Source organism: Photobacterium sp. CCB-ST2H9 (genome assembly GCF_023151555.2).
GTDB lineage: Bacteria > Pseudomonadota > Gammaproteobacteria > Enterobacterales > Vibrionaceae > Photobacterium.
The window spans coordinates 1,847,993-1,862,788 of the sequence record NZ_CP100425.1 but is presented as its reverse complement, the minus strand read 5'-3'; the positions used below and the strand labels follow the sequence as shown (position 1 = coordinate 1,862,788).

Below are 14,796 nucleotides of genomic sequence, written 5' to 3'. Positions count from 1 at the left end.
TCAGCCAAATACAAAGAAGAACGAGCATGTCATGCGAAGGTGATAGAAAGCGGTTGAGCAATATCCTGCTTATGGCTTCAGCAAGCTGTTCAAGATTCTACGTCGTTGGGGCGATCATTGGCACCACAAGCGCGTTTATTGAGCCTGAACGAGCGACACAGAGGAAAGAAATGCTTGCCTTCGAGCTATCCAGAGCCATTGGCAGTACCGAGTTACGCTAACAATTGTGGTCGATGGATTTAATAGTGATAGCTTGTACTATAGTAGACAGTTTAGGACATTAAACCTTGTTGATGACTTCAATCGTGAAACACTTTTGAGAGAAATTGATCTCAGCTTATTAGCCAAACGGGTAATTCGGGTATTGGAGCGTGTCGATGCTGACGGGGTTTCCTAAAAACTTCGTATGGATAACGGCCTGAATTTATTTCTACGGCCCTTGTCGAATAGGCTGAAGAGTACCATATCCCGCTGGAGTTTATACAGTCAGGAATACCGACCCAGAACTCAAATGTTGAACGGTTTAACCGAACATAGCGTGACGAAGCTCTAAATCTGTATATATCCATCATGTTGGCTGAAGTCGGGAATATAACGAAGAACGTCCTTATGATTCACTGATTGATCTGACGCTATAGGAATATCTGGCACTGCATCATTCGGCTGGAAACTCGAAATATACGTGTAAATAATTAGGAGAGGTTTACAATCACTGCATTTTATACTTGCAGAAAATGCTGGTTTACAGGGAAGAAATCCAGACATTGAAAATATTCTTGATGATAGCTCAGATTGAACAGCTCAGATTAAATAGGTCAGCGGATATAGAAAGGTCTTGGCAGATTTTTCAGGGTAATCGGGCAGTGTTTCTTTTAAACAGAAATAAAAAAACCGCCTGGATGAGTTCATCCCGGGCGGCAAATGTTCAGCAAGAGAAATAATTATTATAGGTAGAATACGTTATTTCAGTGCAGGGAAGGTCTGATAGCGAACACCCATCATTTGTTCCATACAGTGAACGACCTGGCAGCTGTAACCGAATTCATTGTCATACCAGATGTAAAGTACGCAGCGCTTGTCCTGAGCAATAGTTGCAGCACCGTCTACAACACCAGCATGGCGGGAACCGACGATATCGCTGGAGACAATCTCAGTGGACTGAGTGTAATCAATCTGACCTGACAGGGCAGAATTCAGTGCAACATTGCGCAGATAGATGTTGAGTTCTTCTGCAGACACATCAGTGTTCAGGTTCAGGTTTGCAACAGCCATCGAAACGTTCGGGGTCGGCACGCGAATCGCGTTACCCGTCAGTTTACCAGCCAGCGCAGGCAGTGCTTTTGCAACGGCTTTTGCTGCGCCTGTTGAGGTCAGAACCATGTTCAGTGACGCAGAACGGCCGCGACGCTCGCCGGAGTGGAAGTTGTCAATCAGGTTCTGGTCATTGGTGTAAGAGTGAACGGTTTCGATGTGGCCGTTCAGAACGCCGTACTTGTCATTGACTGCTTTCAGGACAGGGGTAATTGCGTTGGTGGTACAGCTTGCCGCAGAGATAATTGTATCTTCGCTCAGGATGTCAGTTTCATTTACACCAAAGACGATGTTCTTGATTTCACCTTTGCCAGGCGCCGTCAGCAGCACTTTCGCAGCTCCCGGGCATTTCAGATGCTGGCTCAAGCCTTCAGCATCACGCCAGATACCGGTGTTATCAACAATCAGCGCATTATTGATGCCGTAAGTGGTGTAATCCACTTCTGCAGGGCTGTTCGCATAGATAACCTGAATGTAGTTACCGTTGACAATGATCGCTTTGCGCTCTTCATCCACGGTAATGCTGCCGTTGAACTGGCCGTGAACTGAATCACGACGCAGCAGGCTGGCACGTTTTTCCAGGTCACCGTTTTTACCGCCGCGAACCACAATGGCACGTAAGCGCAGCGGATATCCTGCACCGCTTTTTTCAATCAGCAGACGCGCCAGCAGGCGGCCGATACGGCCAAAACCGTACAGCACGACATCGCGTGACTGCAAAGATTCTGTGCTGCTCAGCGAGTCAGCCAGAGCCGCTTGCAGAAAATCATCCAGGCCATTTTCATCCTGGTGTTCTTTCCAGTAAGTGCTCGCCAGTTGGCCAACATCAATACGGCAAGGGGACAGGTCCAGATGGTTGAGTTTTTCAATGATTGGCAGAGTCAGGGAAGGCGAAATTTCTGTTTCTGTGTAACGTTTACCGATACGGTGGGCTTTAATCAGTTCAATGACAGAAGCATTGACGATCTGACGACCGAACAACAGAACTTCGACGCCTTTTTGCCGGTATAGCTGGCCAAGAATTGGTGAGATGGATTCAGCATTTGTTTGGCTGGTTTGCCAGTCGAGGAGGTATTTTTCCGGACTCATCTTTACTTAGGACCTTTCACATATAGGGAAGAAAAACAGGGATTTATCCTGTGAACTGTTATCGTTTTTATGGGCAGGGATTGTAACGGTCGTTACATTATTATCCTAGTAAAATTAATTGCTTGTAATTGTGATCCTGATCTTTTGTAACTTGTGATCTTTATCATTAACGCAGTGGGATATGCTGAAAAAACTGTGATGTCAGAAATTACTTATTTTTAGCGGATTATTAGGATGATTGTAATAAAACAAGAAAAATTGGTTTCATTCGCTCAATCCTTTACAAAAGTTAGTTCTTTTACAAAAAAATGAGCTTGTTTCAGTCGCAGCCTGCAAGACAAGGGAAAATTGTCGCAAAATTCACTGAAGGTATCGTTTGCCTGGGTGGTTTTTCACCATTTAGACGAAAAAGAAGCGTTTCAAGCGGCTCATATTCAGTTGGTTTCGTTTTTGGTTCTTTTGGGTCATCACCGAAAGATTCAGTTGAAGAAGACAAAGCGTGATAAAACTCACGTCATCTGTTAAGATGACGCCAATTTCCAACAAAAAGCTGCCGGCGATCTGGCAGCTTTTTTCATGTCTGATTTTTTGTTGTAGGAACCTATTTTGATCACAACAGCGAACATCACCATGCAGTTTGGCGATAAGCCACTGTTTGAAAACATCTCCGTCAAATTCGGCGAGGGTAACCGTTACGGTCTGATTGGCGCGAATGGTTGCGGTAAGTCGACGTTCATGAAAATTCTGAGTGGAGAGCTGGAGCCTTCGGCTGGTGTGGTCAATAAAGATCAGAACGAGCGCATGGCAAAGCTGGGTCAGGATCAGTTCGCATTTGAAGAATTCACAGTGGTTGATACCGTCATTATGGGTCACAAAGAGCTGTGGGAAATCAAAGCCGAGCGTGACCGTATTTACTCGCTGCCAGAAATGTCAGAAGAAGACGGTATGCGTGTTGCTGACCTGGAAACTGAATTCGCAGAAATGGACGGTTACTCCGCGGAAGCACGTGCAGGTGAACTGCTGCTGGGTCTGGGGATTCCGGAGCATCTGCATTTTGGTCTGATGAGTGAAGTCGCACCGGGCCTGAAAGTTCGTGTTCTGCTGGCTCAGGTTCTGTTTGCTGACCCGGAAATCATGCTGCTTGACGAACCGACGAACAACCTGGACATCAACACGATTCGTTGGTTAGAGCAGGTCCTGATGCAGCGTAACTGCACCATGATTATCATTTCGCACGACCGCCACTTCCTGAATACGGTGTGTACTCACATGGCGGATCTGGATTACGGTGCATTGCGTACGTTCCCGGGTAACTACGATGAGTACATGGTCGCAGCAACTCAGGCGCGTGAGCGTCTGCTGGCAGACAATGCGAAGAAGAAAGCTCAGATTGCTGAACTGAATACTTTCGTCAGCCGCTTCTCTGCAAACGCCTCGAAAGCGAAACAGGCGACTTCCCGTCTGAAACAGATTGATAAGATTCAGCTGGAAGAAGTAAAAGCTTCAAGCCGTCAGAACCCATTCATTCGTTTCGAGCAGGAAAAAGAACTGTTCCGGAATGCACTGGAAGTGGAAGGTCTGAAACAAGGCTACGGCGAGAACATTCTGATCAATGGTGTTAACCTGATGGTTGAAGTCGGTGAGCGTATTGCGATCATCGGTGAGAATGGTATCGGTAAGTCTACTTTCCTGAATACACTGGCAAGTGCGATGGCGCCAATGGCTGGTATGGTGAAGTGGTCTGAGAATGCCAACATCGGTTTCTACGCACAGGATCATTCTGCTGACTTTGATATGGACATTAACCTGCTGGACTGGATGAGTCAGTGGAAAAATGAAGGGGATGATGAGCAGACGGTTCGCGGTATTTTGGGCCGTATGCTGTTTTCCCAGAACGACATTAAAAAGTCTGTTCGCGTGATTTCAGGTGGTGAGCAGGGTCGTATGCTGTTTGGTAAACTGATCATGCAAAAACCAAACATCCTGCTGATGGACGAACCAACCAACCACATGGATATGGAATCTATTGAATCGTTGAACCTGGCTCTGGAAAACTATAGAGGTACACTGATGTTTGTTTCTCATGACCGTCAGTTTGTTTCCTCGATTGCAACCCGTATTATCGAAATTACCAAGGAAGGCGTGAATGACTTCCACGGGACTTACGATGAGTACCTGCGCAAGCAAGGCATCGAGAGCTGAGTAAAAGATATTATGAAAAAGCCGCCAGCGTTGGCGGCTTTTTTCTATGCTGACAAATCAAGACAAAAGATGTAAGGATTTGACATGAAAATATGGGTTGATGCAGATGCCTGCCCGAATGTGATTAAAGAGATCATTTTTCGGGCAGCAAACCGTGTTGGCGTCAGTACGACGCTTGTGGCAAATCATGCGATTCGTGTGCCGCCATCGCCTCATATTCGGGCGATTCAGGTGATGTCTGGCTTTGATGTCGCTGATAATCATATTGTTCAGCACACCGAGCCGGGGGATTTGGTCATTACAGCAGATATTCCACTGGCAGATGAGATTATCACCAAAGGAGCACATGCGTTAAATCCGCGCGGTGAAATGTATACGAAAGATACAATTAAACAGCGGTTGCAAATGCGGGATTTTATGGAAACCATGCGCAGCAGTGGTATTCAGACTGGCGGCCCGGCACCGATCAGTCAGGCCGACCGTCAGCAGTTCGCAAACAAGCTTGATAGTTTTCTTGCGAAAAACAAATAATAGTTCACAAGATTTATTCAGGCTGCAAATAACTTGCGCCTGAATGTTGAATGTATTTTATGCATGTTTGAGCACACCCACATTTTTAATCATGACTACGATTGAAATATTCGTTTCTTGATAGAATAGCGGGGCTTGTGGTTGCGATGTATCTGGATTTTATGCTGGATATTATGGAAAGCGCACTTCAAGCAGGTTATATCTTTTTCATGATTTAAATGTGGTTATCAATGCTCAAGAAAAATATTTTCATTGCCGCTCTCGGCATGTCTGCGTTCATGGTTTCCAGTCAATCCATGGCAAAAGTTGATTTTATCATTGGAGCCGGTTACGACTTTGGTGGTGAGACCCTGGTTGAAGCTTATTATACCAATGGTGATTCAACCAAGGTAAAAACAGGTGAAGGCCTGTCAATTTTTGGTGGCGTAGATTACTTTTTGCAAGATGAACTGAAATTACGTGGAACCATTGGCTATAAATTTTCCAGTGCCAGTGCGTCAAATGGTGATATCACGTTCGACCGTTTTCCGTTGGATTTATTGCTGTTAAAAGGGTACGGGCGGCACCAGTTTGGTGTTGGCGCAACTTACCACACGGGTGTTGAATACGAGTGGGATGTAAATAGTTATGGCTTTGGCTCAAATGGTACGGTTGAGTTTGAAGATAGCCTTGGCTTTATTGTCCATTATGAATACCGGGTTCCTCTGGAAAATGACAATGCTTTCGTAATAGGCGCTCGTTATACCCAGATTGATTATGAAGTAAAAGACACTGATCTTTCATATGACGGCAGTGGGTTTGGTCTGAATCTGGGCTTTACTTTCTAAAATTGCCTTTTAATTTTCGAGAACCGGAAGAGAAATGTTGATCAACATCTTCTCTTCCGGTTTTTTTGTACTTCAGCAGCATCAATATTTTTATTTCTCGCTAAGCTTTAATTTTTGAACCAAATAATTGAGGCTGAATATACTTCTGTGATATACAACAGGTTTCATTTTTGAGCCGTAAGAAACCACCTTACAGAGAAATAGAGCGAAGGACATAGGGAATGCTTCAGTTAACAACGGAAAGATTGGTGCTGCGTCCGCTGACCATGAGTGATGCGGGTCCTTTGTTTGATATTTTTTCAGACCCTGAAGTTATGAAATACTGGGATGGCAGTCCATGGCAGTCTATTGAAGAAGCGCATGACTATATCTTGGCATCGAAAGCTTCTTTAGATGAACCGGAAAAACTGGTCTTTGGTATTTGTGATAAATCGGATCATCATTTGCTGGGAAAATGCATGTTATTTAATATCCACCCCACGTCTCGCCGAGCAGAAGTGGGTTTCGGTGTTGCACAATCCTCCTGGGGGAAAGGGGTCGTCTCTGAGGCTGTTTCAGCGTTACTGCATTTCGGATTTGAGGCAATGCAACTGAATCGGATTGAAGCAGAGATTGATCCGGAAAATATTGGCTCGGCCAGATTGCTAGAAAAACTTGGCTTTGAGCAAGAAGGATATTTACCGGAGAGATGGATTGTCGATGGCCGGGTTTCCGACTCGGCATTATTTGGTTTGCTGGCAAAACAATGGTATTCACAACGTCAGATCTGATTCCTGAGCCTGAAGCCGTTGTATCGGCTGGAATTTGTTTTTCACGCGTCAGCGATAGCCTGATTTGTGGTGATGAATCATACTTACTGAATTCACAGCCACAGAAAGGTGCAGCATGTTTAGTGTGGAAAAGGTCGGGAATGATCGGCTGGACATTGCAATGAGCGGCAAGCTGGATTCCCAGACGATGGGGCTGGCACTGGATGAGCTCCTGGACAAATCTGCTGAAATTGAACACGGTAAAATGTTGTTTGATGTTGTGGATTACCATTTGCCTTCCCTGGGTGCCATTGGTGTCGAACTGTCCCGAATTCCTGCCATGATGGGATTTATCCGAAAATTCGATCGGGCTTCAGTGTTGTCTGATCAGAATTGGGTTAAAAAAATCAGTGAGCTGGAAGGCACATTGATGCCCGGGTTAACGATTAAAGCATTCAGCCGGGATCAGCGGGAGGACGCTGTAACCTGGTTAGAATATGCCTCGGAATAAACAAGCGCGGAATGCAGCGTGAAATAAGGATAATTGTTGTTTGTATGTATCATGTGATGTTTGATGTAGACGGAACTTTGATTCAGTCTTGTGAGTTCGATGAGCACTGCTTTCTGATGGCTGTGAAAACGGTCACCGGGCTGGATTTGAACCGCAGATGGGAGAACTATCCGCATATCACAGACCGGGGTATTCTGCGTACATTTATTGCAAATCAGGCACCGGAAGAAGAATTAATCAGCCTGGAAAAGCGAGTGAAGGTGGAATTCATTCAAAACGTTCAGTCTCGCCTGAATCATCGTCCGGCGCAGGAAGTGAGTGGGGCGAAAGCATTCTTTCATCATTTGCTGGCAGACGAGCGGTTTCTGGTGTCCGTCGCCACGGGCGGCTGGGGGGAAACCGCATTACTGAAATTGCAATCTGCCGGTTTTTACACAGAGAATCTGCATCTGGCTTCTTCAAATGATCATTATGCCCGCACGCAGATCATGCTGATGGCCAGAGAAAAAGCAGGGGATAAAGACGATTTACCACTGACCTATTTTGGTGACGCGGTATGGGATCTGAAAGCCTGTCAGGAACTGGGGGTGAATTTGGTGATTGTCGGGCAAAAAGTAAAACATGCCCAGATGATTAATGATTATCACGACATGGATAAGTTACTCCGCTTTATTGCCTCCTGACTCGATACATTCAATGGGGTGGTTGGCGTGAACATTTTCAGAGAAAAGCATGACGGAAGTTGCTATGGATTCAAAGGAAGTGATGTCGGTTTACAATCAGTGCGAGCGGATTGATATTGAGATACCGGGGTTTATCAAATCCTCATCTCATGGTGTGGTCAGATTTCGTTCCGATACCGGTCAGGGTGGGTTTATTTCTTTTTATGATTTACCGGAAACTGAACTGGATACCGTCATTCCGAGGGAAGTCGCTTATTTTTCACAGTATTCAGCTCAGTTTGAATGGAAGACTTACAGCACGGATACGCCTGCGAATATCGGTGAACACCTGATTGCGCATGGATTTCAGCGTGAAACCTCAGAGGCTTTCATGGTATTGGATCTGGCTGCCGTGAATGTGGCGGATAGTGCACAAAATATCATTACAGAAGTGCATGATCTTGAAGGGATTCAGGATGCAATGGCCGTCCAGGAAAAGGTCTGGAAAACTGATCAGAGCCATCATTTGGCGAACCTGCATTATCTGAAGCAGACGCAACCTGATACCGTTTCTATATATGTCATTTATGAGCAGGGTGTTCCTGTCAGCTCCGCCTGGATTATCTTTAATGACGATAGCCCGTTTGCTGGTATTTGGGGTGGAAGCACCCTGGAAGTATGCCGGGGTAAAGGTTACTACACCGCTTTACTGCAAAAACGGATTCAGGATGCAAAAAAAAGAGGAAAACGATATTTAACGATCGATGCGTCTCCAATGAGCAAGCCAATTGTTGAAAAATATGGCTTTTCTCTGATTGCTGAAACGGTGCCTTATATTTACCAGCCTTAACTTAGCCCATCCTCTCTGAGGAAAGCTTTAACCGCTCGTTCTGAAGCTTCTGTCCTGAGAAACCAAGTCTGTGTTCCAGCTGTTTGGTTGATATTTGAATCAAAAATTAGTCAGCCTGCGTCCTGTTTTCTATCTAAGCTGTATCAGGAAAACAGAGCGCTTCTGAGTACGTCTTGTGGTGAATAGGCGGAGGTAAGATGGACAGAAAATATGTGATTTCAGGTTTGATATACGCAATTTTGGGCATGAGTCTGGGGATTTATATGGCAGCATCCAATAATCATGGTCAGATGGTGACTCATGCCCATATCATGCTTGCAGCCTTCGTGGTTTCTTTCATTTACGGTTTATGCCACCGGTTATGGCTGACGAATGGATCCGGCAGATTAGCCAAAATTCAGTTTCTGATTCACCAGGTTGGGGTTCTGGTATTGGTGGTGGGTCTGTTTCTTTTGTACGGGAACTTCATTGCAATAGAAGTCATTGATCCTGTGCTTGCACTTGCCTCTGTTGCGGTATTAATCGGGATGATCTTAATGACAGTGTTGTTCCTGACTTCAGGAAAATGAAAAAGGCGAAGAATGCTTCGCCTTATCGGATTGTCACTGACTCTCTGTGGGGTTCTTTTGAGTGCCAGCAGCTTTTTCCTTTTTCGCTTTTTCTGCAGCTTCTTTTGCTTTTTGCTCTTCCAGTACACGCTTAGGTGTGGATTCTTCTTTCACCCTTAAGCGGTAAGCCATGGCGTAACCCCAGCTGGATGATGGCCGGGAAAGCAGGGATTCCAGAACTTTCGTGTTCACTTCATCAAATTTACCCAGTGCTTTGGCCGTTTTTCCCGAGGAAGCAATATCTTCATCAGCCGGCGTATTCACGATGATGTCTGCTGCTTTCTTTAACGCTTCGGCATATTCTTCAGGATCGTTGAGATCATACTGAGAAATTTTCATTTTCTTCTGTAAATACTGTGCCCAGTAATACTGAAGGTATGGGATCGACATCGGCCGGATCAGCGGGTTGACGGTCGGATAGTCTTTATCTGGGTCGTTATAGGCAATATTGCGCAGGAAAAACACCAGTGACAGATATTTATCATGCTTTAGCTGTTTCATTCCAAGGTACTGGGGAAGATCAGAAGGCTTGATTTGTTCACCGCGCGTATTATAGAGCCAGATTTGCCCGGCTTGTTTCATGGCATCCCATTTCTCATCAATATCATCCCCGGCCAGATTATGTGTCACTTTGACCAGCACCGGAACACTGGTTCCGCCATTGGGCATATCCCAGAAGGTCGAGAGAATATGATGGCCGGAAAGCAGATAAAGTGTTTTTCCGTCTGGCGCGACCAGCACGGTCGGCAGGGCATCTTCCTGACTGCCGAACGGTTTCTTACAGTGATAGCTCTCCAGATCTGTGGGTTTGGAATTATCATCCCAGCTTTGTATGCCTTGTCCGCCATTGGTCAAACAAAGGTCATCATAAAGCTGCGCAGGACGTGCCTCATAGCGTCCCAGACTGGCAAAAATTCTGTCGTAGGCCAGAACCGGCTGTGTTGGCAGAATTTCGTCGAGTTTCACGGTCAGAACATCGCCCACCTTGATGCTTTTTTCTGCGTTGTCATCGCTTGCAGCCTGAGAGGAAGTTTCTGATACGGCTTTTTCATCCTGTGCTGCGAAAGTCGGCGTCGTGATCGCAGAACTCAGAAAAAGGGCGAAGAAGCAGGCTATACGATGTAATCGCATGGGGACTCCTTACTAGTCATCGTGGCAAATTGAGTGTAGCAAACTGCTAATGGTTGAATGTATAAGAAATAATACTGAAGTTCGGGTGGGGACGTATCAGACTGATGTCAAAACTGTGGCAGTTCATCCCGGCCAGGAGCCGGGATAAATAGGTTCAGGCGAAGCGTTGTTCCAGATAGCGGATAATATCGTTTGATTCATACATCCATTCAATCTGGCCATCTTCTTTTTCGATACGCAGGCAAGGCACTTTTCGTTTACCGCCGCCATTGACCAGTTCCTGTTCAATTTCAGGCTGTTTGGCATCACGGGTTTGCAGCGGTAAAGCCAGCCGTTTTGCCTGACGGCGGACTTTGACGCAAAACGGACAGGCGTCAAACTGATACAGGTGAAGCTGTTCCATAGCCTGATTGACGGACTGTTGCTCAGCTTGTGTTCGTTTCATTGCTTTCGGGGAAAAGAGGGCATTGAGTAACAGGATCACTCGGCCAAGAATCCAGCGAATCATTTTCATCGTGTTGTACTTCTCTGTGGTTCTGATTTTGAAGCCGGGATTGTATCTCAATGCGCACGGCTACGTCATCCGGGTAAATGAGTCGGGAAAACCTGCCGGAGAGTGTCAAAGTATTGGCGAATTGGACGGGAAATTACTCGTTCTGTTGATGATTTCTGTGCCAGCTAAATTAGCCTTTTCTTACTGATAATTAAAATAGTTAACTTGTGCACAGTTGACATCAGCAAGCTTGAAAAAAGGAGAAGAGACACTATGATCCGGGGTAGTGTTGGATGAACAAAGCAAAGAATATGGTTGTTGAGTCTGAAGGTTATCACGCATTAATCGAGTACTTTACGGAGCACCTGAGTGTGTTTGAAGCGTCAGGTACGGATGTGTGTGAAGAAACCGTAGAAAATGTTGTCACGGATCTGATCGCTACCAACCTCATGGCTGTTTTTGGCCAGAACCCAGATCTGAAACCAGATTTTCGGTTCAAGTTGATGCAGGAAGCGGATGCTGTTCTGGAAGATATGACAGAAATTTTGGGGGGCTTGTGGCTCAAGCATCCGGGTATTGAGCAGATTACATTCCTGGAAGACTATATCAGTCTGGTGAAAAACCTGTTTGACAGTGTCATCAGTGAGCAAACTTCAATCGCCTGAAATCTTTCCTCGTATTTGTTAAGAAACGTATCAAAAAAGCAGCCAAGTGCTGCTTTTTTCTGTTTTATCAAAGTCCTAACTATCCGTGCTTATTGTACTTTTTTGTCAGTTGACATGAATTTGTCATATTCCCTGCGTATTTTATCGACGGGAATAAATGAGAATAAGATCACAATTGTCTGGCCGATGCCGTGTGATGCACCAGAAGCGAACAGCCAGCAATTCTGACATCGACAAAGGTTCATCATGACAAGAAAACGTTCACATCAGACAAGGCTGTCTGTCGTGTTTTTAATTCAGTCAGTTTTTCTGCTGTTGGTGATCATCGGCGGATTGCTGTCTTTTTTCGGAAATCAGGGTCTGAATCGTGTTTCAGCCCAGTTTGGGCTGCTGAGCCAGCAGGCATTACCAGTTGCAACATTAAATGCAGAAATGGTGAAAGGTTCGCTGGCTGCTGCGCAAAGTCTTACAGAGTTGATGAACAGTACTTCGCTGGAAAATCTGGATACCGCTTTGGCATCTTTGAATTCTCATGAACAGAAAGTTGAAGACGCAGTGGCTCAGCTGGAAAACCTGGCAACGGAAAACAGCATTGAATGGCTGTCTGATAATGTGAAAGATTTCAGGAAGGATCTGGCTGCATTTCATCTGCTGGTCGATTCGGTTTATCAGACCCAGCAACAAATTCTTACCAACCAGTCGAAATTAGAATCTGACAAAGCGACCATGAACTACGCGATCACATCGGTCCGCTCCGAAATGAGCCGGATCAGTATTGGCTTGTATGCCGGTGATCAGTCGGCCATGGGGCATGTCACGAATTTTATCAATCATTCGCAGGAGATGGGAACCAATATGGTTGCTTTACTCTTCGAGAATGATCTGTCGAAAGCAGAAAACCTTGCGAAGGATCTGAAACGTACCAACTTATCCGGGATGCAATTTGCCTGGAAAGAACTCAATCGCGTCAACCCGGAAATCGCGGAATATGCCAGCCTGACGGTGCCGTTCGAAATGGTACAGGGATTGTTTTCAGAACAGGGTATGGTTGCGTTAAAGCTTCAAACCCTCAGGCTGATTGAGGAACAATCGCAGAAAGCAGGACAGGCGAAAGCTCAGGTCAGCCAAATCATGCAGCAGTTGAATACGCTGGAGGATGGTGCAGCCCGGATGATGCAGCAAAGCGAACAGGGTGTTCTGACTGCGGGAGAAAATGCCAAACTGATTTTTGTCATGCTGAGTGTCGCTGGTTTGCTGATTGCTGTTACCAGTGGGGTCTGGGTGAGTAAAACCGTGCACCGGTCACTGCAGCGACTGGATGATGTGGTGAAAGCAAACAGTCAGGGAGATTTGACGGCCGTTGCCGATGAGAACGCACCGCGCGAATTTGCAGAGTTAGCCTGTCTGCTGAATCAGTCGAACCGGACGAACAGCCATGCGATGTCTCAGCTGAATCATAACAGCCAGACGCTGATGCAGGCAGCGGAACGCAGTCAGACGGCCTCTGCTCAGTCGCGTCAGGCCCTGAGCCAGCAAAGTGATCAGTTAAGTGCTATTGCGGCGGCAATTACTGAGCTGGAAGCGTCTATCAAGGAAATCGCTCTCAGTACAACAGAGTCGGAAGCGGAAGCGGAAGCGGCAAATACGCTGGCACAAGATGGCGTGGCGATTATCAGCCGCAGTACCGATCGCTTGCAGGCGTTGGATGCTCAGTTTGCGCGCAATGAAGCCTGCATGTCTTCACTAGACGAGCACGTGAATAAAATCACGGAAGTGGTCGAACTGATCAGCGCGATTGCGAATAACACTAACCTTTTGGCATTGAACGCTGCTATTGAAGCAGCCCGGGCGGGTGATCAGGGCCGTGGTTTTGCCGTGGTGGCGGATGAAGTTCGCAAATTAGCCAGCCAGACCAGTCAGCAAACGGAGTCGATTCGTCTGACTATCGAAGAGCTGCACCGGGCTGCCCGGGATGCAAATACGGCCATGCAGGAAAGCCGAAGTGAAATGACGGCTTCGATTTCGCTGAGTGGAGAAGTCGAATCTGCAATTCACAGCATTCAGGGCGCGATTGCCCGAATCACCGACAAAGTCATTACGATCTCCGCGGCAACGCAGCAACAAGAAAATGCCTCTGTCGAAGTTGGCCGTAGTGTAGAGGGCGTTGCGGCTCAGGCGAATCTGAATAACCAGCAATTGTCGACGCTGGTTGAAGAAGCCGGCAAAGTGGCCACGATTGCCCGTGAGCAACGGCAGATGCTCACCCGTTATCAGATTCAGGAAGATCAACCGCAGAAACCTTTCTGAGTGCCTTGTCACCGGATAAGCAACGCCAGTAGAATGCTGGCGTTTTTTATTTCCGGATAATATTGCAATGCGTATACACGCTGTACATAGCCTCTATGACGCACGCCTGGCGCGTTCGACCCGTCCATTTCTGGCCCGGGGCGGTAAGGTCGCACGCTGTAAATTCTGTATGCTCCGAGAGCACCTGTGTATTTGTGAGCTCAAGCCTCAGCTTGAATCTGAAGCTGCCTTCATGCTGATCATGTACGATGACGAAGTACTGAAGCCCAGCAATACTGGCCGTCTGATTGCCGATCTGTTTCCTGATACATTTGCCTACATTTGGTCTCGCACTGAGCCTGATCCGGCCATGCTTGAAGTCCTGGCTGATCCGCAGTGGCAGCCATACGTGATTTTTCCGGCGGAGTATGGCGAGCCTGAACGTGTGGCAGAAGAAGTGACGCTGGCACCGGGAAAACGTCCTTTGTTTATTCTGCTGGACGGGAGCTGGGCGGAAGCCAAAAAGATGTTCCGGAAAAGTCCGTATCTCAATCAATTCCTAATGCTGTCAATTTCTCCGGAGTCGCGGTCCCGTTATCAGGTTCGTGAAGCGGTGAAAGATAATCAGCTGGGGACGGCAGAGGTGGCGGCCCGTATCGTCGATGTTTTTGGTGAGCAGGAGAATGCCAGAATTCTGGACCTCTGGTTTGATGTGTTCCGGGAAAGTTATCTGGCGGGTAAGCTGAATCGTCCGTTACCCGAGGATTCAGCTATCCGGCAGTTACAACAGGAATTTCAGCCAAGAGTAGTGGAGTAATTTTGCCCGCGCTTTCAGGACTTGCTTTCACTAAATGTGCACTGACGCTGATTGATTGATAACT

The 14,796-nt window shown here is 46.6% G+C and carries 14 protein-coding genes; 11 read left to right on the top strand and 3 right to left on the bottom strand.

The genetic code is table 11. The features are described from left to right. Positions 1–960: 960 nt before the first annotated feature. Entirely contained in the window at positions 961–2,400 is a 1,440-nt protein-coding gene (locus tag L4174_RS08625) for a glyceraldehyde-3-phosphate dehydrogenase (RefSeq protein ID WP_248140374.1), read from the bottom strand. Between the two features lie 606 nt (positions 2,401–3,006). Between L4174_RS08625 and L4174_RS08620 the strand changes: the two genes are divergently transcribed. The 8 genes from L4174_RS08620 (at position 3,007) to L4174_RS08585 (ending at position 9,301) form a co-directional block, all read left to right on the top strand. Further along, positions 3,007–4,602 (top strand): ABC-F family ATPase, encoded by a 1,596-nt coding sequence (locus tag L4174_RS08620; RefSeq protein WP_248140373.1) that lies wholly within the window; start codon positions 3,007–3,009, stop codon positions 4,600–4,602. 84 nt (positions 4,603–4,686) lie between these two features. Continuing rightward, positions 4,687–5,133, top strand: a complete 447-nt coding sequence (locus tag L4174_RS08615; protein ID WP_248140372.1) for a YaiI/YqxD family protein — start codon at positions 4,687–4,689, stop codon at positions 5,131–5,133. Positions 5,134–5,363: 230 nt separating this feature from the next. Continuing rightward, positions 5,364–5,960: a hypothetical protein gene (locus L4174_RS08610; RefSeq protein WP_248140371.1), complete on the top strand. Its 597-nt coding sequence runs from the start codon at positions 5,364–5,366 to the stop codon at positions 5,958–5,960. Between the two features lie 221 nt (positions 5,961–6,181). Then, positions 6,182–6,730, top strand: coding sequence for a GNAT family N-acetyltransferase (locus L4174_RS08605; RefSeq protein WP_248140370.1), 549 nt, complete (start codon positions 6,182–6,184; stop codon positions 6,728–6,730). A 115-nt stretch (positions 6,731–6,845) separates the two neighbouring features. Then, the gene (locus L4174_RS08600) at positions 6,846–7,220 is read left to right on the top strand and encodes an STAS/SEC14 domain-containing protein (RefSeq protein WP_248140369.1); all 375 of its coding nucleotides are present in this window, start codon (positions 6,846–6,848) and stop codon (positions 7,218–7,220) included. Positions 7,221–7,264: 44 nt separating this feature from the next. Then, a complete protein-coding gene (locus L4174_RS08595; RefSeq protein WP_248140368.1) occupies positions 7,265–7,903 on the top strand; it encodes an HAD family hydrolase in 639 nt (212 codons plus the stop codon). A gap of 64 nt (positions 7,904–7,967) precedes the next feature. Then, positions 7,968–8,732, top strand: coding sequence for a GNAT family N-acetyltransferase (locus L4174_RS08590; RefSeq protein ID WP_248140367.1), 765 nt, complete (start codon positions 7,968–7,970; stop codon positions 8,730–8,732). A 197-nt stretch (positions 8,733–8,929) separates the two neighbouring features. Next, positions 8,930–9,301: a TonB-dependent receptor gene (locus tag L4174_RS08585; protein WP_248140366.1), complete on the top strand. Its 372-nt coding sequence runs from the start codon at positions 8,930–8,932 to the stop codon at positions 9,299–9,301. A gap of 33 nt (positions 9,302–9,334) precedes the next feature. On the opposite strand, the gene L4174_RS08580 is transcribed toward L4174_RS08585, so the two are convergent. Together L4174_RS08580 and L4174_RS08575 are read right to left on the bottom strand one after the other, a co-directional pair. Then, the gene (locus L4174_RS08580; RefSeq protein WP_248140365.1) at positions 9,335–10,471 is read right to left on the bottom strand and encodes a ParB/Srx family N-terminal domain-containing protein; all 1,137 of its coding nucleotides are present in this window, start codon (positions 10,469–10,471) and stop codon (positions 9,335–9,337) included. 154 nt (positions 10,472–10,625) lie between these two features. Beyond that, positions 10,626–10,985, bottom strand: a complete 360-nt coding sequence (locus L4174_RS08575) for a glutathione S-transferase N-terminal domain-containing protein (protein ID WP_248140364.1) — start codon at positions 10,983–10,985, stop codon at positions 10,626–10,628. A gap of 290 nt (positions 10,986–11,275) precedes the next feature. Here L4174_RS08575 and L4174_RS08570 point away from each other — a divergent pair, with 290 nt between their 5' ends. The 3 genes from L4174_RS08570 (at position 11,276) to L4174_RS08560 (ending at position 14,732) form a co-directional block, all read left to right on the top strand. After that, complete coding sequence (locus L4174_RS08570; RefSeq protein WP_248141645.1) at positions 11,276–11,629, top strand: DUF3802 family protein; 354 nt, start codon at positions 11,276–11,278, stop codon at positions 11,627–11,629. Between the two features lie 246 nt (positions 11,630–11,875). After that, on the top strand, positions 11,876–13,936 hold the full coding sequence (locus tag L4174_RS08565) for a methyl-accepting chemotaxis protein (protein ID WP_248140363.1): 2,061 nt from the start codon (positions 11,876–11,878) through the stop codon (positions 13,934–13,936). A 67-nt stretch (positions 13,937–14,003) separates the two neighbouring features. After that, positions 14,004–14,732: a tRNA-uridine aminocarboxypropyltransferase gene (locus L4174_RS08560; RefSeq protein ID WP_248140362.1), complete on the top strand. Its 729-nt coding sequence runs from the start codon at positions 14,004–14,006 to the stop codon at positions 14,730–14,732. The last annotated feature ends 64 nt before the right edge of the window (positions 14,733–14,796 follow it).

Bases quoted from the DNA above. Each gene is read 5' to 3' on its own strand.
- L4174_RS08625 (WP_248140374.1), bottom strand. From the start codon at position 2,400: ATGAGTCCGGAAAAATACCTCCTCGACTGGCAAACCAGCCAAACAAAT.
- L4174_RS08615 (WP_248140372.1), top strand. From the start codon at position 4,687: ATGAAAATATGGGTTGATGCAGATGCCTGCCCGAATGTGATTAAAGAG.
- L4174_RS08610 (WP_248140371.1), top strand. From the start codon at position 5,364: ATGCTCAAGAAAAATATTTTCATTGCCGCTCTCGGCATGTCTGCGTTC.
- L4174_RS08605 (WP_248140370.1), top strand. From the start codon at position 6,182: ATGCTTCAGTTAACAACGGAAAGATTGGTGCTGCGTCCGCTGACCATG.
- L4174_RS08600 (WP_248140369.1), top strand. From the start codon at position 6,846: ATGTTTAGTGTGGAAAAGGTCGGGAATGATCGGCTGGACATTGCAATG.
- L4174_RS08595 (WP_248140368.1), top strand. From the start codon at position 7,265: ATGTATCATGTGATGTTTGATGTAGACGGAACTTTGATTCAGTCTTGT.
- L4174_RS08590 (WP_248140367.1), top strand. From the start codon at position 7,968: ATGGATTCAAAGGAAGTGATGTCGGTTTACAATCAGTGCGAGCGGATT.
- L4174_RS08585 (WP_248140366.1), top strand. From the start codon at position 8,930: ATGGACAGAAAATATGTGATTTCAGGTTTGATATACGCAATTTTGGGC.
- L4174_RS08580 (WP_248140365.1), bottom strand. From the start codon at position 10,471: ATGCGATTACATCGTATAGCCTGCTTCTTCGCCCTTTTTCTGAGTTCT.
- L4174_RS08575 (WP_248140364.1), bottom strand. From the start codon at position 10,985: ATGAAAATGATTCGCTGGATTCTTGGCCGAGTGATCCTGTTACTCAAT.
- L4174_RS08570 (WP_248141645.1), top strand. From the start codon at position 11,276: ATGGTTGTTGAGTCTGAAGGTTATCACGCATTAATCGAGTACTTTACG.
- L4174_RS08565 (WP_248140363.1), top strand. From the start codon at position 11,876: ATGACAAGAAAACGTTCACATCAGACAAGGCTGTCTGTCGTGTTTTTA.
- L4174_RS08560 (WP_248140362.1), top strand. From the start codon at position 14,004: ATGCGTATACACGCTGTACATAGCCTCTATGACGCACGCCTGGCGCGT.